This window comes from Thalassotalea sp. PP2-459 (assembly GCF_001913705.1).
GTDB classification, from domain to species: domain Bacteria; phylum Pseudomonadota; class Gammaproteobacteria; order Enterobacterales; family Alteromonadaceae; genus Thalassotalea_C; species Thalassotalea_C hakodatensis.
The window spans coordinates 1-21,838 of record NZ_MKQD01000027.1 but is presented as its reverse complement, the minus strand read 5'-3'; the positions used below and the strand labels follow the sequence as shown (position 1 = coordinate 21,838).

At 35.9% G+C, this 21,838-nt stretch carries 20 protein-coding genes; 7 read left to right on the top strand and 13 right to left on the bottom strand.

Annotation, left to right across the window (positions count from 1 at the left end; genetic code table 11):
• The 12 genes from BI291_RS18490 to BI291_RS05020 form a co-directional block, all read right to left on the bottom strand.
• On the bottom strand, positions 1–187 hold a 187-nt coding region (locus BI291_RS18490; protein WP_217693811.1), incomplete at its 3' end, for a hypothetical protein.
• A gap of 131 nt (positions 188–318) precedes the next feature.
• On the bottom strand, positions 319–1,986 hold the full coding sequence (locus BI291_RS05070) for a conjugal transfer protein TraG N-terminal domain-containing protein (protein ID WP_074496669.1): 1,668 nt from the start codon (positions 1,984–1,986) through the stop codon (positions 319–321).
• Positions 1,983–2,330: a hypothetical protein gene (locus BI291_RS05065; protein WP_074496668.1), complete on the bottom strand. Its 348-nt coding sequence runs from the start codon at positions 2,328–2,330 to the stop codon at positions 1,983–1,985. Before BI291_RS05065 ends, BI291_RS05070 begins: the two co-directional genes overlap by 4 nt.
• Positions 2,331–2,481: 151 nt before the next feature.
• Positions 2,482–3,396 (bottom strand): hypothetical protein, encoded by a 915-nt coding sequence (locus tag BI291_RS05060; protein WP_074496667.1) that lies wholly within the window; start codon positions 3,394–3,396, stop codon positions 2,482–2,484.
• Positions 3,389–3,661, bottom strand: a complete 273-nt coding sequence (locus BI291_RS05055; protein ID WP_074496666.1) for a hypothetical protein — start codon at positions 3,659–3,661, stop codon at positions 3,389–3,391. The genes BI291_RS05060 and BI291_RS05055 overlap by 8 nt, the downstream gene beginning before the upstream one ends.
• A 9-nt stretch (positions 3,662–3,670) precedes the next feature.
• A complete protein-coding gene (locus BI291_RS05050; protein ID WP_074496670.1) occupies positions 3,671–4,555 on the bottom strand; it encodes a phage integrase N-terminal domain-containing protein in 885 nt (294 codons plus the stop codon).
• A 798-nt stretch (positions 4,556–5,353) separates the two neighbouring features.
• Positions 5,354–5,584, bottom strand: a complete 231-nt coding sequence (locus BI291_RS05045) for a hypothetical protein (protein ID WP_074496665.1) — start codon at positions 5,582–5,584, stop codon at positions 5,354–5,356.
• 30 nt (positions 5,585–5,614) lie between these two features.
• Positions 5,615–6,658 (bottom strand): hypothetical protein, encoded by a 1,044-nt coding sequence (locus BI291_RS05040; protein ID WP_074496664.1) that lies wholly within the window; start codon positions 6,656–6,658, stop codon positions 5,615–5,617.
• 59 nt (positions 6,659–6,717) lie between these two features.
• Positions 6,718–7,845, bottom strand: coding sequence for a hypothetical protein (locus BI291_RS05035; RefSeq protein WP_139302562.1), 1,128 nt, complete (start codon positions 7,843–7,845; stop codon positions 6,718–6,720).
• Positions 7,760–8,452, bottom strand: a complete 693-nt coding sequence (locus BI291_RS05030) for a DUF6035 family protein (RefSeq protein ID WP_254849522.1) — start codon at positions 8,450–8,452, stop codon at positions 7,760–7,762. Before BI291_RS05030 ends, BI291_RS05035 begins: the two co-directional genes overlap by 86 nt.
• Positions 8,449–8,922: a hypothetical protein gene (locus tag BI291_RS05025; RefSeq protein WP_074496661.1), complete on the bottom strand. Its 474-nt coding sequence runs from the start codon at positions 8,920–8,922 to the stop codon at positions 8,449–8,451. Before BI291_RS05025 ends, BI291_RS05030 begins: the two co-directional genes overlap by 4 nt.
• A gap of 72 nt (positions 8,923–8,994) precedes the next feature.
• Entirely contained in the window at positions 8,995–9,330 is a 336-nt protein-coding gene (locus BI291_RS05020; protein WP_074496660.1) for a YegP family protein, read from the bottom strand.
• Positions 9,331–9,572: 242 nt separating this feature from the next.
• On the opposite strand from BI291_RS05020, the gene BI291_RS05015 reads away from it, so the two are divergent.
• From BI291_RS05015 to BI291_RS05005, 3 genes are all read left to right on the top strand, one after another.
• On the top strand, positions 9,573–10,442 hold the full coding sequence (locus BI291_RS05015) for a WYL domain-containing protein (RefSeq protein WP_074496659.1): 870 nt from the start codon (positions 9,573–9,575) through the stop codon (positions 10,440–10,442).
• Positions 10,443–10,549: 107 nt separating this feature from the next.
• Positions 10,550–12,193 (top strand): RNA-directed DNA polymerase, encoded by a 1,644-nt coding sequence (locus BI291_RS05010; RefSeq protein ID WP_074496658.1) that lies wholly within the window; start codon positions 10,550–10,552, stop codon positions 12,191–12,193.
• 1,233 nt (positions 12,194–13,426) lie between these two features.
• Positions 13,427–15,073: a hypothetical protein gene (locus BI291_RS05005; protein ID WP_074496657.1), complete on the top strand. Its 1,647-nt coding sequence runs from the start codon at positions 13,427–13,429 to the stop codon at positions 15,071–15,073.
• Between the two features lie 21 nt (positions 15,074–15,094).
• On the opposite strand, the gene BI291_RS18205 is transcribed toward BI291_RS05005, so the two are convergent.
• Complete coding sequence (locus BI291_RS18205) at positions 15,095–15,313, bottom strand: tyrosine-type recombinase/integrase (RefSeq protein WP_303046025.1); 219 nt, start codon at positions 15,311–15,313, stop codon at positions 15,095–15,097.
• 134 nt (positions 15,314–15,447) lie between these two features.
• Here BI291_RS18205 and BI291_RS04995 point away from each other — a divergent pair, with 134 nt between their 5' ends.
• The 4 genes from BI291_RS04995 to BI291_RS04980 all read left to right on the top strand — a co-directional run bounded on the left by BI291_RS04995 (position 15,448) and on the right by BI291_RS04980 (position 21,777).
• On the top strand, positions 15,448–17,430 hold the full coding sequence (locus BI291_RS04995; protein WP_074496656.1) for a hypothetical protein: 1,983 nt from the start codon (positions 15,448–15,450) through the stop codon (positions 17,428–17,430).
• Between the two features lie 417 nt (positions 17,431–17,847).
• Entirely contained in the window at positions 17,848–20,445 is a 2,598-nt protein-coding gene (dgt, locus tag BI291_RS04990; protein ID WP_074496655.1) for a dGTP triphosphohydrolase, read from the top strand.
• Between the two features lie 61 nt (positions 20,446–20,506).
• A complete protein-coding gene (locus tag BI291_RS04985; protein WP_074496654.1) occupies positions 20,507–21,412 on the top strand; it encodes a restriction endonuclease in 906 nt (301 codons plus the stop codon).
• Between the two features lie 14 nt (positions 21,413–21,426).
• Positions 21,427–21,777, top strand: a complete 351-nt coding sequence (locus BI291_RS04980; protein WP_074496653.1) for a hypothetical protein — start codon at positions 21,427–21,429, stop codon at positions 21,775–21,777.
• Positions 21,778–21,838: the final 61 nt, after the last annotated feature.

Below are 21,838 nucleotides of genomic sequence, written 5' to 3'. Positions count from 1 at the left end.
TCATGCTGTAATGAAGTGAATCTCCATCCGGATCGCTGGCACTGACTGTATAGTCATAAAATGTTCCTTCTTTTCCACTTGGAAATGACACTGATAGTGTGGGAGGCTGGTTGGCTTCAGCAAATGTAGCCCACGACAAAAAAAACATGGTCGTTATGACCAAATTAAATATTAATTTTTTACTCATAATTAGTCCTTTAAATTAAGGGGATATTTCGTTTAAACAATAACTTAAACTAGAATATGCAAACTATACTAAAGTATTTTTAGATTGATATCTTTATTATTCAGATATTGAAACGAGCTATATTTTCAATTTTATTTAGCTGCTCCTTTAGTAGCCAGCTTCTTAGCTCCGGACGAAGCCGCCTTTCCTGCTTTGTTAGCTCCAGAAGAACCAGCACTTGCATTCCCTTTGTTTAACCCTCCAACATTACCAACAGAGCCACCTACACTTAAACCGGCATACGAAAGGAAAGTAGAAAACATCAATGGAAATAGGATAAATAAAGCATCCGTGATACGTTGACTACTCAATGCAATGTTTGGGTTGCTCAGTATGTCAATGATTGGAACATTTGAGCTAGCAGCGACTGTCTCAAGATAAGATTTTTGCACCACAATTGTCAGCTCCCAAAAGAATGGCCAAAATTGCACTGACAGATAAAGTGTAGGCATCATGATGGCCATCTTAAATCCGAACTGACTAACTAGAATCACTACCGGATAAACGACAAGCAAAACCATCATAAAACTACCTTTTATTAGCGGTGCAGCATTCTGCACAATACTTGCTCCAACATGTTCTACAACTGAAGAAGCAGCATTCCCTACAGTACCTATCAAGCGATTAAGAACACCGATCACTGTTTTGACCGCTCCACCACCTTCCAAGCCGTAATCTTTCGGCTCAGCCCCCATAATTTTACTAATAGATACACGACTAAAATATGCTTTTTCCACTACCTTGTCCTGGAACCAAGTATCGGAACGACTAGCATTACCAAATGACTGCTCTAATACTGGCCATATAACATCTTTATCATCTTCAGGTAGGTTATCCCACAAGCGCTTTCTAAGGCTTATATCGTTACTACTAACATGAACACCAGGCCAGCCAGCCCCAACGCCATGCCACCATTCCTGGCAAGAAGGAAAGCCGCCTACTTGGTGGATGCAATCACCCGTTTTACACCCTCCTCTACGTTCTTCCTGTAGACTTTCCATCCATTTATGAATGTATCTGTTTGTTTTGGCTCCCTGCCAGCCAGGTAATAAAACGTCAGAATAGAATCCTCGACCGATACCTCCATAATATTCATCATTCATAAATGCTTCATGGCCCGGCCATGGTTGCGATTCGGTATGAGGATCTTCAATCCAAGGCAGCATATTCTTAGGGTCTCTAAGCGCCTTATTTAGCGCTGGTTGATAACATCGTCTAATAAAATGCTTGGTTTCAATAAGTAGCCTTTGATCGTGGATAGTATTATCTAGTAAGGCACTTTTTACGCCTTGTAGATTAATCCCGCAAGGCAAACGGTCTACTGACTCTATTGAAAATCCTGTTCCATAAGCATGAGCCAAGGCTAACAACATAGGCATTTTTAATTCACCACCAGACAACATCACCTGGAGGTCATTTATCTTTTCATCCTTGGCAAAAAAACCTTTATTAATCTCAGGTTCCTTGTAACCTTCGCATTGCTTCGCGTACAGCGCAAAACCATCCACTTTTACTGGAACGAAGGGGTAGAAAGCAATAATGATCACAAATATTTGCGTATATACACCAACCTCCATCTTTTTAAGTGCAAGAACCTTATCTTCATCATCGCCCTGAGCTGCTTTCGACAATTCGTTGCCAATAAACAATAAGATAGGCAATAAAATCAGTTTAGTTTCAAGCAAAATGCTTGTGATGACATTAAGCCCGTAAATGCCTGCTGCAAAAAAGTACAGATCGTTAAGGCTAGTAAATATCATGCTATCACCGTTAATATCAGAGCTGACAGCAACGCTAATAGGACGCGAACTTTCTTAACCTGTAGATAATCAGCAAATGCTTGCGATATATACTTAGACTTCACCAACCAGGCTAAACCTTTTTCAAAACGAAAAATTAGCAATAAAGCAAAAATAATTGCCAAAACGTCTGTTGTGAGTCCAATAACTGAAGGGGGTTGGTTGATAGCTGTTAGACTTGAAAGAAAGCTACCAGCTCCATTTGCTATGGCACTGGGATTGCTGATTATAATACTTAACACTAATACCAAAGAGATAAGCACTGACACTGAAATTATGAGTGCATTTTTTAAAAAAATTTTCATACAAAGCTCCGTAAATCACAAATTAAAAACATCGAGCCGCAGCCTATCTACGCCCCAAACAACTTATATTTTTGATGATTCACGATGGCCAATGCCTCGTATTTACTGATGGAATTTGACCAGATCCAAAAACTGTATTTTTACTGATAAATTAAGTCTTATTAATTAAGTGTCCTACCTCCTGTTGTAAAAAATAATCATCATGCTCATATTTGTGTAAAAGTGTTTCCTGAATACTATCCCAAAGTGTTTCAATCCTTAGTCCAAGTTTCTTATGCAATGTCATGTAAACATCTAGGATATCCCTCTTTTCCTGCATCAACTGTTCAAATGCACTAAAAATTATCGTTGAATTTATTTCTTCTGGTTGCCAGGTATTCTGGTAGCACCTCCTACATTGATAAAAGTATTTTCTATCAACGTATTTTTCTTGGGCATATTTTTCAATAAAGCTTAAACTTGCCCCCGCTTTCACCAAGGATAGGATTCTTTTTCTACCTTCAACTCTTGGCCTGAAGTTAGCAATAATTCTGTTAATCTCTTCTCTATTTGTTACTAACCGGATTGTATTTCTTTGTATAAGCAATCGTAGAAAGAGTGAAATCCTAGTACTTGGTAAGTCTTGTAATATAATAAATAACTTGGAAGGTATCTGTGCTGTAGAAACTTGTTCGGGATTAATTTCAGCAACATACATTTCGTTAGTTATATAAACAAAAAACTTATCCACCAGAGATTTGCGGAAATTAAACTCACCAATAGGCATTGAATTTATCCAACCTGCTGTCGACTGTTTAAGCTTTTCGTATTGTCCAAATGTAAAATTAGCAGTCAATTCGGCTAATTGAATGACCTCGTCATAGTTAATATCGATGCAAACAGAGTCTCTATTATCGACTTCTCGACAAAAAGCTTCTATCTCAGTAAAGGGCAAGTTATTGATAAACAATCCCGCTTTTCGGCTAATCCCTAGAAATTGGATCGTATGATCAATACCAAGGTCCAGCGCTAACTCTGATAGCCCCTGCACAAATACAAAAGATGCCTTACAATGTTCTTCAATCATTCGGCCCCGCCTCAGGTTGTTTTAATTTTCCACCTTCAAGGGCTAAAATCTGCTTGTCCTTGCGTGCAATGATTTTAGAAAGCTTTTTAAGCTTATATTTTTGTTCACCTTGAGCTTTTTTCAAACTTTTTTTAAGTACTTCGATATGCAATTCAAGCGCTTTATTTCTCTGCTTTAATAATTCAAATTCCCGACTATGAGCATCCCACTCATTTTCTGAAATAAACAAACCTGAAATACTGTTAAATTCTATTTTTTCAAACAAGTTAACCTCCTATCGCCCTAGGTATTGAACGGTAATTTGCTCTCGGCTATGACCAAGTTCATTCGATATTGTTAGACGTACTGCGCGATCTTTATCTTTTTGTTCTGGACTCAACTCTTTACTCGATGGACCACCAGCAACAGGAGCTTTCCAGCCAGTTAACTCATAGTAGCGATCTTGAGCATACATATGTCTTAGACCATGATTTTTGTTTAAACCAGCCAAACTCGTCTGTCGTTCATAACTCTTCAACTGTTGTACATAGTTACGATCTCGGCGAATAAGACTTCCTTGGGCAGCTACTCGATGTACTTCTCGTAGCAACTCACGTTGCCTCTCGGTGCGAATAGGAATTTCTCTACTTCTGCCGCCTTTACACCAGGAAGCCTTCATTACGAGCTTCTCACCACGATCTGCAAATGAAGGGCTAAACTTAATCGCTTCTTCTCTTCGCATGCCAAATGCCGCTTGTAGTTGTAATGACAACTTAACTAATGGATCACTGACTTTGTCTAACTTTTCCATATCTAACAATTTGGCTTTACTTTCTGTTGGCACATAACAACGCTTTTCAATATCCAGGCTGATAGCTTGGTTTGCTCCATTGTTGCTTTTAGGTAGCATCGAGGCCTTTCCTACTTTCTCTGTCCACCACCTTATGTGAGCCATTCGGTTTTTGATCGTACTAACTGACAACCCCTCAGTTTTCCAACGTTCAATTAAATGAGACACATGCTTTGGCTTTACAGATTTTGGATCTGACCAGCGATAACCACCTTCTTTTAATTGACCGGCAATCAAAAACAAAACCTTTTTTCTTTCCGCTTTAACACCAAAACTTCCTTCTTGATTTCTATCCATCAATACCTTGAGTTGATATTTCAAATTACTCACAACGCAACCTACTAAATAATCTTCTTTATAATTTTCAAATGCCAACCAACTATTCGAGCTTTTAATCCAGTCGGTAAGTTTTAAACGTCAATCATGTGTTGGATGCACATGACTTCTAGCCGAAACCAGATAGAGACGTATAGCTCAAAGTGGCCAAATAGCCGCACCATAAATGTTTCTTGAAAAAGCGTACATAATATGGCGATTCATTAATGTGCGTAGCACAGAGTTGGTCAGTTCTTGTCTCCTATTTGGGTATGTTGTATTCACTCATTTCTCTGAAAAAATAAAAATTGAAGCAACAGCAAAGCATGCAAAAGCACACGACTATGCAATCAGTTATTCAACAAGTTACAGGTTAATTGTTGTTCTATTTGTCGGCAGTTTTACCAACTTAAAATTCGGTCTGAAGAAGACCTTGGATTCACGATGACTAATGTCTCGTTATTACAGATTTGTCGCTAATAAAGTTAGCATCCCGCAGAAATCACGTCAATACTTAATCTCCCCCTCTTGATTCTATTGAAGCTGCGCTTCAATACGCTATCGCGTCACTCCCCCTTAGATTCGTCTCGCCTTTCGGCTCAACTCACCTCGGAGTGACGCGATAATCCAAGTCAGCATCCTATTTTCATAGTGAATTCAATACTAATCCGGATGATATTAGAGGGGAGATTAAGCAGCATGATCATCGAGAAAATTAATTGCAGCAAAAGGGGCGATTTGTAGCATTTCGGACACAAATAAAAAAGGCGCTTGTGATAAGCGCCATTTTATCTGCACCGGATATTTTGACAGCTAGTGTGCGCGCCTTTCGTCAGACTCAAGGCCAACACCTGCCGCCAAAATAAAATTGAATTGGTAATCCTGGTATGCTTCATCGGCATCATCAGAAACACCTTTGATTACCTTTTGCATATAAGCACACTCTTGGCCATATCGTTCAAAGTCATCTCTATGGACACAGAAAAATAAAGGGGAAGTAGCTTTTTCATATTTGAATAAAATTAAGTTATCTAACAATTGCATTTATTTAACCTATCTAGTTCATTAAAATACTCAATAGCGACTCTCTTCTTTATGAATCAACTCTAGTATTAATTTAGTATCAATGAATGGTGTACCTGCGGTAAAGCTAGATTTCACATTCGAATTGGAATGCCTTAAATCTGGATGAATATGATCAGGGCCAAAATCTACTGCGTGGTGGTCTGCCGAATCAACACGAGCAAACTGCTCCCCATTTTTGCTAAATAGCATATAAGCGTAATTATTAAATGAGTCTAATCTTAAGATAATTTTCACTCCAGATGCCCTGTATAAAGTAATAGTGTTATTTTTAAGACTATCAACAGTGCAACCTAACTTACCTGGAAGCCAATCAAAGATCATTTCGACATGTTGCTTGGGTGAAATTAACGACATGTCAAAAGGTGACTCAATATCCCCTAGTTTTGCTATGAAATTGATTAATCCCCCACTAGAGTTAGCTAAATCAAAATGTTGGCTACACAGATTGCAACCAAGCATAAGCCCAGTTTCAGTAATTAAGGTAGATGTCATTAATAAGTAATTTGGGTCTTTACAAACTAGGCACCCACTTGAGTTTAAAAATATTAGATCCTGAGTAGTTGTATTTAAACGTCGTCCTTCAAATAGTTTTGTAATATGTCTAGTTTCATATCTTTTCCTTTTTAGATATTTCTTTACGCGTTTTTCAAAGCCTACTGTTCGAATTTTATTACCGTATTTAGTGGGTGGGATAATGGGTAGCTTAATACCATTATTATTGAAATATTTGAGTAATTTACCTATTTGGAGTATGTCTTTTTCTCTTATGAAATAGTTTCTTCCCAAAGGGTAGTCTTCAGAGTGGAAATAATATGCTGAAAAATAAAATGTTTCTTCTTCTCCATAAATATGTGGAAAATCAGAATCCTGCATCATCAAAAATAGATCTTGGACACTTCTTAACTCTACCACTTGAAATGGAATATGCTCTTCTATTCTGCTACTCAAAAGCGCCTTAGCACATAGATCGGCATCAGTCCCTTTTTTACTAAGCCTCAATACTTCTTCAACTAATTCAACAACATCAGACAAACTTTCAACACTCCAAATATCAAAAATAAAAAAACACTTTCATACTGTTATATCAAATACTATAAACTGGATAGATTTTGTAGTTCCTTAGCTAGAGCTTTTAAATTATTCACTCTAGAGTCGGAGCCTCCCTTACGAGTAAAACTCTGCTGAGGGCTTGGTTTCAAGTGCTTATTTACACAATGTGATATTGCTTTAAAGGTATGTCCTGTCGGTCTCAAGCCTGGCATACCAAAGCATGTACCGTTGTTCACTACAACTTGACCATAACAAATTTCAGACATCGTTAATCCACAAGTTATGTCCCCAGATGCAACATAGCTAAAATTAAACTCCCCTAACTCGTAATTAAAAAATAGCTCTACAGGAGCCATAAACAGCATAATGTCAGACGCAACATTCCAAAGTTTCCGTGTTTCTCTTGTTGGTGAAATAGACATATCACTTTGAACTTTACTGACCACTTTATTCGAGTAATCGTTAGGTGTGCATTTGACGTGAAAAAAAACACAACCAAGTAAAAAAGCAAAAGCTAAAACCGGAACATTCCGTTCATGAATTAATTGTGCAAATTGCTTTATTTTTTCCTCTAATGGCAAATTGAGATGATAAAAGTGTTTAATAATTATCAAATAATCACAAAAAAGCTCTGTATTTTTCTTTATATTGGGAGTATGTTCTCGAATAACTTTTAAAAAATTATCTGCTTCCTCACTAGGTAAGTCATAAAAATAATCTTCTTTAAGTATTTCAATATAATTCTTAAAAGCTTTATCTGGGTTTCCATGTGTTCTTTGCTGTTCAGAAAGTCCAACAATTGGCGTGACTTCCAACCCCATTTTTGCAGCCCAAATTAACAGCCCCTTAATATTGACTTTATTTTTTCTTTGTCGAATAAAATTAATTATATTTAAATCGAGAATTAGTAGATTATTTGCCTTAATTTTTCTCTCGCCATCGATATCAAGTGACGGTATTCCGAAAAACGGTGAACCGAAAAAAATTGGATCTTCATCAGGAGCAAGATCGATACTTCCCATTTGAATTTTTTCTGGCTCTACTAACGTATGAATCTGTTGCATGCTGAATAATACCTCTTGATTAATATTTAACTTCTTTTCTGCACTTACTACAGAAAATAAAACAAGCTCTATCGTAAAATCTGCTGGTATTTCCGCAGTTATCACATTTTAAGCTTTCATACTGCCTTGATTTAGTTAATGCCTTAAAATTAGCATCCGATAGCCCTTTATTTTCAGTTCTTTCAGGCTCGCAATAAGTCGGTTGCCAAGCACTATTTCCGTACAAAATCTGCCGGTTAGCCTTTGCTTCGCGAGCTTTTCTTGCTCGCTCTTCAGCAGCTCTTCGCTCTTTTTCGATACGAATTTCCGTTCTTCGTGTTTCAGCTTGTCTTTCAACATTTCGCTTGCGGTTATTAGAATCAAAAAAGAAGAGCTTTCCCGTCACATCATCAAATGACAATTGACTAACAGGAACTAGCTCTTCTTCATCTTTTTCTGCCACTTCCACAAGCTCACCAGACTCTTGCACGAAGTAATCTTTGTAATGACACTTGAGTACTAGCTCTCCAGACTTTGAACTAGCTAACTTTGCTTCTTCATCCAAAATAAAAGCGTTCAATTTGTTCGCATAAAATATGTCTAGTTCAGTAAATCGCTTTTCTTCAAAGTTCAAAAACACCCATATTATGAAAGCACCGTTTTCACGATAAAATCGCTCCCTTTCAACTATAACGTCTATGAAAGTAGTAGAGACTTGCAATTCAAAAGCTATTTTTTTACCTGTTTCAACGTGACTAGCCGATACGTCTGGTCTACGCCATTGTTTCGCAATGCCAGTAGGATTTTCTTCCCTGAATGTTTTTCGATATGCACATCTTTAAACTCCTCATCCCTTTTTAGTATTGATGCTATGAATTGCTTATTCTCTTTATGACGCCTTCCTTCCTTTTGTCCGTTGTATTTCATAGCCTCAATTTCTTCTTTGGTAAGATGAGACGTAGTTTTAATCGGACAGTCTTCTGAGTCCTTTACATGGCGAAAATAAAATGTTTGATCCGTTCTCCCTGCTAAAAGTAAAGGCTGGTAGCAAGTGGGACATAATAAAGACAACTCATTAATTGTAGGTCTTAACTGACGACGAACTTCGAACAGCTTTTCCACTGGCTGATCTAGATAGTTACTGGTCATTACAACCTTATCTTCTTCTGGTATGAATACAAAATCCATTGAGTATTTTGTCATATGAAATATTCCGTTTACCTACAAAATAAGACTCTCAGCAACTGATTTATTTGTCACTGAGAGCCCTATGCCTTATGCTGCTCTTCGCACTACTTGAGCCGACGGCCCATAACGTTTTACCGCATCAATTCCTTTTTCACGCGCTTGTGAGCTTGAATACGCCTCACTAACACCGATAACCTTTCCATTTGATGCGATAAGGGTGAAATAAGGTGCATTTCTAGCGTTTGTTAACCGACGATAATATTTGTCGTATGGGCTATGTGTTTTGCATGATGCAATGCCATTTTCGGCCCCCTGTAATGAAACATATCCCTCACTCTGAAGGATAATTTCATTATTAGGTGCGACAAGTCGAAAGTAGTACTGTTTATTTGTTCCTAAGAACAACTCATAACGTTCAGCCATATTGGGCTCCTTTTACAAAATTGACTTTTACAGAACAAACAATCACAATCTTGGTTCCTACCCCAAAGGTGTGATTATTCATCCATCTTTTTATACCTACTCGTTATTGAAATTCAGTTTCGAGTTAGTATAAATAAAATACTATCATGATCATTTTGATCACTGCAAGCTTTTTGATCGACTTGATTAATTAGATCTCCAATATTAATATTAAACCGAGCCAACAAATACAAAGGTGCCGTATGAATGCAAAACTAGAAGAAGCATCACCACAAGTTAGAGAGCGATTAGCTTTTATCGATTTCTTCGCTTACTTCTTAGGTAAAGTAGGAAGGAAAGAACTTAGTGAACGTTTTGGGATCAGTGCACCTGTTGCTACAAGAGATTTTCGTTTATACAACGAAATTGCTCCTGACAACTTGGTATATAGACCAAGTGAACGCGCCTACTTTAAGAGTGATAACTTTTCACTTATGACAAAGCTATCTGTAGATAAGTGTTTGAGTACTTTAACTGATGGATTTGGTGACTTTGAGTGCATTGAACAACAACTAAAAATTAGCGAATCATCTCGATTAGGTAAGCCAGATTTAAATACTGTAGCAGCTATCACACGAGCAATTCATACGAAATCAGCAATTGAAGTAACGTATTTCTCAACAACATCAGGTGAAAGTAGACGAATAATAGTCCCACACACGTTAGTTGATACAGGAATGCGTTGGCATGCTCGTTCATATTGCAGAAAAGACAATGCATTTAAAGATTTTGTCGTTAATCGAATTATCTCTGTAGATAATTATCATGCTGGTTTAACTAAAGAAAAAGAACAAAAAATAAATGATGATGATTGGTTAAAGACAATAGATCTGGATTTAAGGCCACACCCAAACTTAAAGAACAAAACTAAAGCTGTTGAACTTGATTACGGAATGAAAGATGGAAAGTTAATCGTCAATAGTAGGCTTGCCACAGCATCCTATTTGCTATCAGGATGGAATGTAGATTGTACTGAAGATAAAGCAGAAAAAGGTAAACAATTTCATTTATATTTACATAATAGCAATGAGATTTTCGATCAATATAAAAGCAAATTATTTATCAAAAATTAAAGATTTATTACCATTATTTATAATAAATTTATCAACCGGTAGTAGAAGTTAATGTGCTATGTATCATTTCAATTGATAATAAATAGATAACGTCAGGGAAAGATTAAATGAATCGTACAAAGCTCCTTTTAAAACTTGGTTATTTACCAATTCAATTGCCACCGGCATTCAACTCGAGATCTTTTGCGGATAAGTACCAGCTATTTGAAGGAGCTTGGAATGCTCAAAGAGCTCCAAAATCACGAGCGGAAAAATACTCTGTTGCAAGATCTTCCTTTTACAGACGCACCACCAGCATATTAAATCCGATTGGTTATTACAAAATCGCCAAAGAAATCGACACTCATTGGCTTAAAATAGAAAGACATTATAGAAAAAGTTCAATTTCTCTAAGCAAGCCTAGGATAGCTGAAGGTTTGAGAGCGATAGAAATAAGCAAGTTTCATGAACTTTATGAGGCTAAAGTTGAGAAATCTTCTGGTTATAAGTTCGCATTAATCACTGATTTAGTTAGCTACTTTCCAAGTATCTATACTCATTCAATCCCCTGGGCTATCCATACAAAAGCCTTAGCGAAGATACATACCGAACATTCTGAAGAGTATTATGGGAACTTGCTAGATGCAAAGTCGATGAGCTTGCAAGATGGCCAAACAATGGGAATCCCTATTGGTCCCGACACATCACATATTATATCTGAATTGATTGGAACATCGATTGATAGAGAACTATATGAATCATTAGGTTATTGGCCTGCTGGATTTAGATATGTAGATGATTATTATTTGTTTTTTAACTCCAGAGAAGAATCTGAACGAGCCCTTGCTACTCTAACTAAAATTGCAGGTAATTTTGAACTTCAAGTTAGTCCTGCAAAAACAAAAATTATTGAAGTTAAAGAATTAGTAGAAGAATCATGGAAATACAGCATCAAACAACTAAGAGTGTCTTCTTCTAGAAAAGCTCAAAGAGATGATATTCATAACTACTTTCAAAAAGTGTTTAGCTTAGAGAAGCAATTCAAAGACGAAAGTATTATAAAGTATTCTCTAAGACAAATATCTTCTTCAATAATAAAAAAAACCAATTGGTCTATATTTGAATCTTATTTATTTAAATGCGGTTATGGTTTTCCTAACACACTGCAAACAATAGTGACAATATTTAGTACTTACAAAAAATTTAACTACCCTCTTAATCAAAAAGCATTGCATCGTTTTTGCGAAAACTTAATTACCGAACATTCTATATCTGATCATCACGGTGAAGTCTCTTGGCTTTTATGGTTAGTTAAAGAACTCAACATCCCATTGAAAAGAGAAATTATTCGCGAAGTAGAATCAATGTCTAGCAATGTCTGTAAATTAATGATCATCGACCTATATGAATCAGGTATTACTAGACATAATCTAAAAGCAGCAACTTTGAGGCAATATGCTAGAACAAACAATTTATTAACTGAAGACTGGCTAATAGCATATGAAGCGGGAAAAAGACTTTGGTTAAAAAATGATGATGATTCATTTATTAGGGACAATCATTTTTTTAAAAAATTACTTATGCACTCCGTTTCGTTCTACGATGAAACAGCTCGTTGTGCCTCAATTTTTAATGTCAGAGAGTCTCTTACTTTAGATGATGATTGGTTCGATAACGATGAAGATGTTCATGAACACTTTGAATTTGATGAACAAGATGAAGAGTATTTTGACAGCTTAGATGACGATGACGACGACTTAGGTGACTGGTAGTTATAGTCCCCCATTTTTACTTATCTAGAGCCTGTCTTTCCGCTGCGCTCCAAGACAGGCTCGCCCTCCTTATGTTGAATCACATTTCAACTAGGATGGTTCGCCTTGCTCTCCACTATTGGTAAGAATCTGCTAGATTCTCTGCCCCCTTTACGCGCTGGAGAGACACACCTTGAGCTGCTGAATTTGCTTTAGCCCCCATCTGTTGATTGAGCCGCCTCGCCAGTTTTAAGTGTTGGCCGTTGTTGGTTCCCCGTTTCCACTAATTGCAAATTCCCTTGTATTGCGAATACAAAGAGCAATTGATGCGCGTCGCACGCTGGATCGTATGTAAAGTTTCCCCGTTCGATCCCACACTAGGAACTACTCACCAACATACTCTCAAATCCAATGTGAATAGTTACGGCGACAAACACCGCTCTGCCTAGTGCATTTGAGGACTAGTTGGAAGGCCAACTTCTGAATTTGAAGACTTCTCGACTTTTACTTGACAAAGGGGATCCCCTCAGCAAAAATAAAGCTGATTAAATAATCTGACCGCGCCACACGAACAGATTTGTAAGTCTCTTAAATATTTAGGTAGGCTTTCCACGAGACCGAGCTTTGCTCGGTTTTCTCGTTTCTAGCCCTTTAGAAATTCAAACATTAGTGAAATGTCTCCGTTTTTGTGTAAAAACGGATTTTTTATAGGATATGCTTAAGTAAACTATTTATTTAGAAACAAATAGTTAAGTGGTCATTATAGGTAAGACTTGTAATCAGTAGGTCGCCAGTTCGACTCCGGCAGTCGGCACCATTCATCAGATAAGCCCAGCATTAGCTGGGCTTTTTTGTATGTATAGATTGGTTAAATTCTTAATCAATTTTCACTTACATCAATATTTTATCTACCCTGCACTATTAGTGGTGTATACGTCAGATTAGTTATCTATTTCGTAGTATCAATAGGCACAATATCCCCTATTTTGAATAAACACCAGTAGGGCAAATTCATCAAGATATATTTGTTATTCAGGTAATTTTTACGGGTCAAAAAGGATTTAATCCGTTACTTGGAATTAATTGGGCATTCCCTACCCCGCAATTTTAGTGGTATTGAATAATTAGGGCAAATTATCTGCTGGTGTAAAATTCCGAACTGGGTATTGGCACCAATAAAATCAGTTGGTAAGCACTTGCTTTATATAGAATTTAGTCTAAATTCAAGTAAACAACAGTCAGGGAAGAAGAATAATGAAAGAATTCCTATATCTAATTTTATGCTTGTTTGTCGTTACAAACTGCTATGCAAATTCACAACGTGATGAATTACAACTAGGTGAAATTGTAACTAAAGCTAAAACATTACGTTCAAAAACTCTCCCCAATCATTTCTTAAGCTGCTTAGCGAATACCACTAGTACAGAAGCTAGCTACATAGAAGATATTGTAACCGAATTAACTTCCTTAGCTAGTGTGGGGGAAAAACAGAATGTAATATTATATTTCCACGGAGGGTTATCACCGCAAGAATACATGGTAAATGATTTGGGGCCAGTTATTTACCAGTATATTCATAAAAACAAACTAGACCTATACCCAATATTTGTCCAATATCATGCAGGTGTATTCGACTTTGTATTAGCCTCTGATGCCATAAAAAAACTCGTGGCAAGTCAAACTTTTTCATATTTAGTTGATTACTTAACTGACAAAATTTCAGACAATACAAAAAGCCCTTCTCTTTTCAAAATTAATGGTTCCATACCTCAAACGAAAGCTGCTCATGCTTATCTTTACCAACTGCTCGGTCAGCCATTGAATCAAAATACTTTTTCCTATACAGATAACAATAGTGAGATGTCTGAAAATGAATTAAAACTGCTTATGACTATTTTAAATGCCAGCTCTATTGATGAAATAGCAATAAGTAATAAAGGTTTAGCGATAAAGACTGATAGTAGACTATTAAATGAAGCTGCATACTTAATTCACAACACCACATATGAATTTCAAGGTTTCACTCCATCAAATCCACAAGCAGTATTGTTTGACAGCAATAACGAAGAACTTAGCACCTATTCCTCAACTTTAGCCTCATTTCCCACATATAAGCTCCGTATTTTAAGATTTTTAGCTAGGATGTCTTTAGGTAGCCACCACGGATTAGATACCACTATTGCCGAAGAGGTGATAGATACAATTCCATTTATAGTTAAACCAGCTCAAACTCATTGGGAAAAGGTTAAATTACACGCCAAAGAATGTTACAGACAGGGAAATAATGGAGCAAATTTAATAACAAAACTGTCAGAGTTGAAAAAAAACAATAAAATTTCCAGTGTAAATTTAATGTCCCATTCAGCTGGTTCAATACCTATATCAGAGCTGGTCAAATATGCTAATAAAAATAAATTACAACAAATTGACCACATAGCGATGGTGGTTCCTGCTATTAATCAAAAACTGTTCAAAACAAACATAATCAAAAATTCATCAATTTTTGACAGATTAGATATTTACCCTTTGACCAAGAGATACGAAATTAAAGACGACATTTTTTTACCTGGCTCTCTCCTATATTGGGTGTCTTCAATAGGAGATAAAGCTATGACGTTAGACCGAACATTACTTTTAAATCAGCATCTGGCTAAGAAATTCCCTTATTCCAATTGGTTATACAGAAATCTCGCTGATGAAAAGCAAATCCCTGATATATTAAAGTTTATAACTAAAGACAATATCAGGGTGCAGTATTATCCTTTTTGCACAAATAAAGATGAATGTAGCAATGAAGGCGCAACTCATTCTGGAACCAAGATTCCTAAAGAATCTCCGAAACTAGCCAAGTGTGTATTTAACCGCTTCCTCCAACCAGCTATGCAATGCATAAAGTCGTAGATATTGGGTTAATTGCTAAGTTTAATCATTAAACCGATCAATCACTGCTTTCATTTTTTCAGCGACTTTGTTTTGCTCAAGATGTGCATAGCGCATTGTTGTAGCGATATTGGAATACCCTAAGATGTGAGCAGTTTCTTGAACCGTCATACCATTTTGCACTAATCGACTAGCACACGTTTGGCGAAAATCATGCCCCCTGAAACCCTCAATACCAGCATTTTCAATCGCACGGCGAATAGCTATGGTTGAGGGTTTACGTGAATTATTTCCTAGTTTAATTACTTATAATGATATCGATAGAAATCAAACCTAACAATTTAAAAAGAATAGTGGTCTAATTAACTATAATACTTAAAAACTAATGCATGATTATGAGAGCTATTAACTCAATTCTAATGAGACTCGCTAAACGAGCAGAGAAGTTACAACCTGAACATTTGGTGAAGTCATTTGTTGATGTAGGCCCAACATACACTCTGCTATCAAGTACAGATAATCAAATAATGTTTGGGCGAAGAGGAACAGGAAAAACTCATTTTTTAGCCGTACTTCATAATGATGTTTTTAATAAAGGCATTATCAGCGTACCTATCGATATGCGATTAATAGGCTCTACCGGTGGCATTTTTTCAGATCAAGATATTCCTCTAAGTGAAAGGGCTACAAGACTTTTATCTGATACATTATGTATGGTTCATGAAGTAATTCTTGAATATATTTTTGAACACAACTTAGAAAATGCAACGGAAACAGCTCAACTATTAAATGACTTTATCGAGCAAGCAACAACCTTAAATATTGAAGGTATATCAGAAAAAGAAACAGGTTCATCTAATCAATTTGCTAATAGCACTTCGGCGAAAGCTGGTTTTTCGAATATAGGAATGTCTGCAGGGTTAACTGCCTCAGAGAAAACTACATCAGGTGATACCACAAAAAACAAAGTAACAGGCAAAAAAGTATTAAGAATTCATTTCGGTGCAATAACTAAATTACTTAATAAAATTGTTTCAAAGTTACCTAACAAAGAGCTTTGGGTATTAATTGATGAATGGTCAGAGACACCTTTAGATCTTCAACCATATCTTGCTGAGCTTTTACGCAGAATTTTATTTCCGATCCCTGGTATTACTGTAAAGATTGCTGCTATAGCTCATAGATGTAACTTTATGGAACATGATTTTGAAACTAACGCTAGTATTGGTATAGAGTTGGGTTCTGATGCTTCATCTGTAATTAATTTAGATGAATACATGGTCTTTGACAATGATAGTGAAGCTGCTAAAAAATTCTTTAAAAGCTTACTTCACCGACATGCCATTGCTTTAGATAAAAACTCTATTTGCGATCAAGAAGTTAGCTTGTTCATCAATGATGTTTTTAGCCAGTCGTCATCTTTTGATGAATTTGTTCGTGCTGTTGAAGGTGTTCCACGTGATGCTATAAACATAATATCATTAGCTGCACAAACTGCTCTTGTAAGTAAAATATCAATTGCACATATTCGAAAATCCGCTCAAAAGTGGTTTCAAGTAAATAAGCACGCAGCACTTAACAGTAGGCCAGCAGCCGTTTCATTATTAGATCGAATTATTAATGAAGTTATCGGCCTTAGAAAATCCCGTGGCTTTTTAATTAGTAATGATAAAAGTTATGAATTAATAGATTATCTTTATGATATGAGAATTATTCATGTACTAAAGCAAGGTGTATCGGCACAGAATGCTGTAGGTAAAAAGTACACGTTATATGCTTTGGACTACGGTTGTTACGTTGAGTTAATGTCATCTAGAAATGCCCCTCTTGGTTTGATTATTGAATCTGATGAAAATGATGAAGTTCAATATATCGAGGTCCCTAAGTCAGACTATAGATCTGTCAAAAACTCAATATTAGATTTAGAAATTGATCATGGTCAATCAAGACTTGAATTAGTAACTTCTACAGAACATTTACAATTACCAAACAAGCAAAAGAGAAATACAATTGCAGTTGAGAAGCCCCTTGATAAAAAGCTGCTAAATGCTATTCCCAAGAACATTGGCACTTTAAAAATCACTGGCACTATCTATATTCCGATTATCCTAGTTGCATTAGTCCTAAGAAAAGCCAAAGGCTTTGATACCAGCTGTGCTTCTGATTTAACTAAAGTAATCAATGAGCATATAGTTATTAATATAAACAGACCTAAAATAGCTACAAACAATATGTCTCGAGAACTAAGAAAGGATAATACGTTAGATTTAGATTGGTTGGTTTTTCAAAAGAATGGCAGAAACCCTTTATTTTCATTAAATGACAAATGGAAAAAGTACTGGAAACTATATTTTGGAAAGACAGCCCCAAGGCTTTGAGTAAATGCTACCACTTTAATTATCTTTTTAGGTTTAAGCACTGTTGTTGTTTTTCACTTTTATTGCTGATGTATTCATTATGATACTTTTTTATCATTAACTAAGGTTTTTATGAATAATCACTCAGAACTAACGATATAAATAGGATCTTGGTGCCAAAATCAGTGTTACCTAGCTTAAACCGCCAGTATTTATGCCAGTAACTAACGGATTGAGGATCAGTTATTCTGTATATATATAAGGTAAGTTTAGGTCCTTAAAGTTGATATAAATTCCCTGCCACGCAATCAAGTTACTACTTTTGTACAGCTCTAGAAAAACAATTAAATAGCAAAATATTTCGACAAAACCACTATCTATTTGACAAATAAGTATAAAACATAATAATTGGCTAAAATATCAGAGGAAGATGAAACTATGTCAGAGCTTGGAACTTGGGAAGAAAAATTAAAAACTAGAATTATTAGTGCATACCATTCTAGCGGGACTCTATCACCTAGTGCACTTGCAGAGTACTGTGAAGGAGCAAGCCCAAAAGACATTTCTAAAATACTTGAGAAAATATCAGAAAAAGAATTGGAATCAGGTGTTAGAAAAATCGATTTCAAAGCTCAATCCAATTTCTTTTTCAGGCTTCCCGCAGCCAACCCCGAGTTCTTTCAATGGTGGTACACCCTAGAATCACAAGAAAAACTAGCAAGCATCATTTCTGAACATTTAGATATAAGGGCTATGAAAGGCTTATGTATAGGTACGCCAACAATAGCAGCCTATTTGCACTCTATGAATGTAGACACAACATTATTGGATATTGATAGTGATATTATTACTTGTTACAAACAAGTAATGTCGAAAATTAACAATGTTCAAACCGTTTTAGCCTATGAATACGATGTTTACCGTGAAATTGAAAATCAGTTTGAACATGCGTTTGACTATGTTGTAATCGATCCGCCTTGGTATCAACCTTATTTTATAAAGTTCATCAATCGAGCTATCACTTCACTAAAAAATAATGGAATTATTTTCTGTTCGATACCAAAAGTTTTAACGAGAGAGAATGTACAAAAGCAAAGAGAAGAGTTAATTAATTCTCTATCAAGAGCAGGCCATGAACTTTTATTTATTCAAAAAGGCACTATAAAATATATTGTACCAAAATTTGAAGAAGAAGCTTTAAGTAGCATCGATGACGACTTTGAAATAAAACCTTGGAGAAGCTCTGATTTAATAGCTATTAAGGTAAACAATGGAAACCAACTTGAATTAGAGTCTACATACACCGATATATCGGAATCACATGTTAAGCTATTTTCTAGGAAAAAGTCTCAAGCATTATTCAGAGCATTTTTAGATACTTCTAACGATGATATTTCATCCGTTAATGCCATAAAAGAAATCACTAAGTATTCAGAGACCGTAAGTAAAAGAGATGTTGTTGAAAGCTTTAACCTATGGACATCAAATAAAAAAGCATATTGCATCAGAGATATAGACGTAGGTGAAAAGATACTAGCCTGTTGGGCATCCGGTAAAACAAAAGCAAAAACTATTGAGAAGTTAGCTTCATTAGAAACTGTTAATTCACAAGCAGAAGCGCGAGAACTTTTTGATGAGTACGAATCAAAATTAGAACTTTGGAATCAAAACTCAGAGGGTGATATTAGGCGCACAGATGAAGAAATTAAAGAATTAACATTGTCAATTAATGACGATAACTTAGCTTCCCCACCATCTGAACGTGAGCATCTAAATTCTAGTGACGGCTACCGAATAGAATTTCAAAGGGATAGAGATAGAATAATCTGGTCATCAGGCTTTCGTAAGCTATCCGATAAAACACAACTATTCCCGTTAGATGAAGATGAGCACCTTAGACAAAGACTAGCCCATAGTATTGAAGTTTCTCAGTTAGCTTCAACTATTGCTGCAAGCTTTGGACTAGATAAAGATTTGGTTGAAGCGGGCGCACTAGCACACGATATAGGTCATACCCCCTTTGGGCATGCAGGAGAGCATGCTTTAGATATTTTACTTAAAAATCATCTAAGTATTGACTGTGGTTTTAATCATTACGAGCACGGTGTGGATGTCGTTCGATACCTTGAAGGCCCTTATCAAAACAGAGGGTTTGATTCTCACGCAGGGCTTGATTTAACACCAGAAGTCTGTGATTGCATTTTAAAACACACATATTGTCATCATGGTAGTGAAGACAAAGACAGCATATACGCCAATTCTAAACATCAAGACATCATTAAGGATGGTTACTCTCACTTAGAAGGTCAAGCAGTCCGAGCAGCGGACAAAATATCTTATCTATTATCAGATATAGAAGATGGAATTAAACTGAACGCGATAACATATACAGATTTGATTTCCTGTAGGCTATTTCATCGAAGTCCTGTCGATTTTCGCCTTCGAGAAGGAGAATCTCTATATTCAAAATTCATTGAGCAGCGTGGTTCCATTATAAAACTATTAATGGAAGACGTTATTCTTGAGTCTTCTAAGAGGCTATCCAAAATTAAAGATAGAAAGGACGTTTTTACATTAGGGGATTACGCCATATTCCATAGTCCAACTATCGATGCAGATATGGATGAAGTATGGACGAAAATTCAAGTAGCAAAATTACATAAAGATCCACGAGTTTTATCAGCCAATTTAAATGCTTCCAGAATGGTTTCAGAACTCACTATTTTGTATATCGCATTTCCCAGCTTAATCGATGATGAATTCAGAAAAGAGCACATACGATTAAGTACTCAAAGCTCAGCATATATGAAGTTCTACAACTCATATGGAAGTGGTAAAAATAAACAAATTAAAGTTAATACTGATATTTTTAAATTTATGCCAATGGATCGTGTAATTGGAGAAGAAAAAACTATCAACTTTGCGAATTCTGTTCAGGATATCAACGTTTATGACATTGTTCTTGCCAAAGACTACGTAGCCAGTTTAACAGACAAAAAAATTAAGAAACTCTATGCTAATTTAGTACGGACTTAATATATTTCACAAAAAACGTTTTTAAAACAATATTTCATACCGTTGCTATTAAGGATATATTTTGCCGAAAAGAACTAATAAATACCAGAAACTAGTACTCGCTATCAATCAACACCTAGCATCTTCTGAAGCCAAGGTTACAGAATCAAAAATGCTTTATGATCCTATTTCGGAGCAAGATAGGGAGGTTGATATCCTAATAGAAGACAACTCTGGTCCATATACATTTAGAATAGGCATCGAATGTACAGCTAAATCTCGCCCTATCGGAGTGCAAGCACTAGAGCAACTAATCAGCAAGCACAAAAATATTGGAATACATAAGACTGTCATTGTATCGAGGTCAGGATTTGCTGTATCCGCACAAAAATTTGCAAAGAAAAATCAAATTGATGCGATATCTTTTGGTCAAGCATTAAGTCAATCATGGCCCTCCTTTTTAAATAAAGTTAAAGATGTTCAATTAGTACTCCACTCAACAACAATTGATGATATAGGTTTCAATGTAACCTTTTTAGAAAGCGCTGATAAAGTAGAGTATTCACTGGAAAGTACTGTCTTGACTGAAACAAACGATAACGTATTAATTTCAAATTTTGTTTATGATTTAATTTCATCTGGTTCAACTACAAAAATCAAAGAAAGTAAATTAATTGATGGTGAAGAAACTAAAAATAGTTCAAAGCATTATCAAGAGTGGCTCTTCGAAAGAGAAATCATAATAACTGATAAAAACGGAATAAAAGCCAAATGCTCGAAATTATCAGCCAACTATACGATTGTTCGTTCAGCTTCCCCACAGCAACTCAATTACGAAGAGTTTAACGAAAAGCCTGTTATATATGGCACAAGCAACAATCTTGGCGAAAATAAAGATACGAGCATTACTGTCACAGCAACAGGTAATGATGATGGTATATCGATGGCTTTTAACATTAACTCACGATCAGGCTTAAATTTAAGGTAACTTTTCAACTAATCATGGATGAGAGCAAGTTTTTAATATTAGTATTCCAATCAGGCATTTGGTTAGATAAAACAAAAGAAGTTTCTTCAATTGTTGAAAATGGAAATATATACGAAGTTTATTTCGGCAGAAGCAAAAAAATGTACGCTTATGGTAAAGCTAAAGTACAGTATTTTGATCAACCTAACACAATAGAACTTGATAATAACCTCATACGTATTAAGAATAAAGAAACCTCTAAGTGGAGTGTTGCGCTTTCTTTTGAAAATTATGTATGTCTATTTAATGATAAAGAGAAAAGAATAGAACTTACTGAAAATATTGAGTTAGTTCTGTCCACTTCCCTTAAACTGAGACAGACATAATTAGAGTTTTCTGTAATGATTAATGCAGGAGACGACTATGAAAAAATCACGCTATACAGAA

Excerpts from the sequence above, each read along its gene's own strand:
- BI291_RS05070 (WP_074496669.1), bottom strand. The coding sequence starts at position 1,986 with ATGATATTTACTAGCCTTAACGATCTGTACTTTTTTGCAGCAGGCATT.
- BI291_RS05065 (WP_074496668.1), bottom strand. The coding sequence starts at position 2,330 with ATGAAAATTTTTTTAAAAAATGCACTCATAATTTCAGTGTCAGTGCTT.
- BI291_RS05060 (WP_074496667.1), bottom strand. The coding sequence starts at position 3,396 with ATGATTGAAGAACATTGTAAGGCATCTTTTGTATTTGTGCAGGGGCTA.
- BI291_RS05045 (WP_074496665.1), bottom strand. The coding sequence starts at position 5,584 with ATGCAATTGTTAGATAACTTAATTTTATTCAAATATGAAAAAGCTACT.
- BI291_RS05025 (WP_074496661.1), bottom strand. The coding sequence starts at position 8,922 with ATGACAAAATACTCAATGGATTTTGTATTCATACCAGAAGAAGATAAG.
- BI291_RS05020 (WP_074496660.1), bottom strand. The coding sequence starts at position 9,330 with ATGGCTGAACGTTATGAGTTGTTCTTAGGAACAAATAAACAGTACTAC.
- BI291_RS05015 (WP_074496659.1), top strand. The coding sequence starts at position 9,573 with ATGAATGCAAAACTAGAAGAAGCATCACCACAAGTTAGAGAGCGATTA.
- BI291_RS05010 (WP_074496658.1), top strand. The coding sequence starts at position 10,550 with ATGAATCGTACAAAGCTCCTTTTAAAACTTGGTTATTTACCAATTCAA.
- BI291_RS05005 (WP_074496657.1), top strand. The coding sequence starts at position 13,427 with ATGAAAGAATTCCTATATCTAATTTTATGCTTGTTTGTCGTTACAAAC.
- BI291_RS04995 (WP_074496656.1), top strand. The coding sequence starts at position 15,448 with ATGAGAGCTATTAACTCAATTCTAATGAGACTCGCTAAACGAGCAGAG.
- dgt (WP_074496655.1), top strand. The coding sequence starts at position 17,848 with ATGTCAGAGCTTGGAACTTGGGAAGAAAAATTAAAAACTAGAATTATT.
- BI291_RS04980 (WP_074496653.1), top strand. The coding sequence starts at position 21,427 with ATGGATGAGAGCAAGTTTTTAATATTAGTATTCCAATCAGGCATTTGG.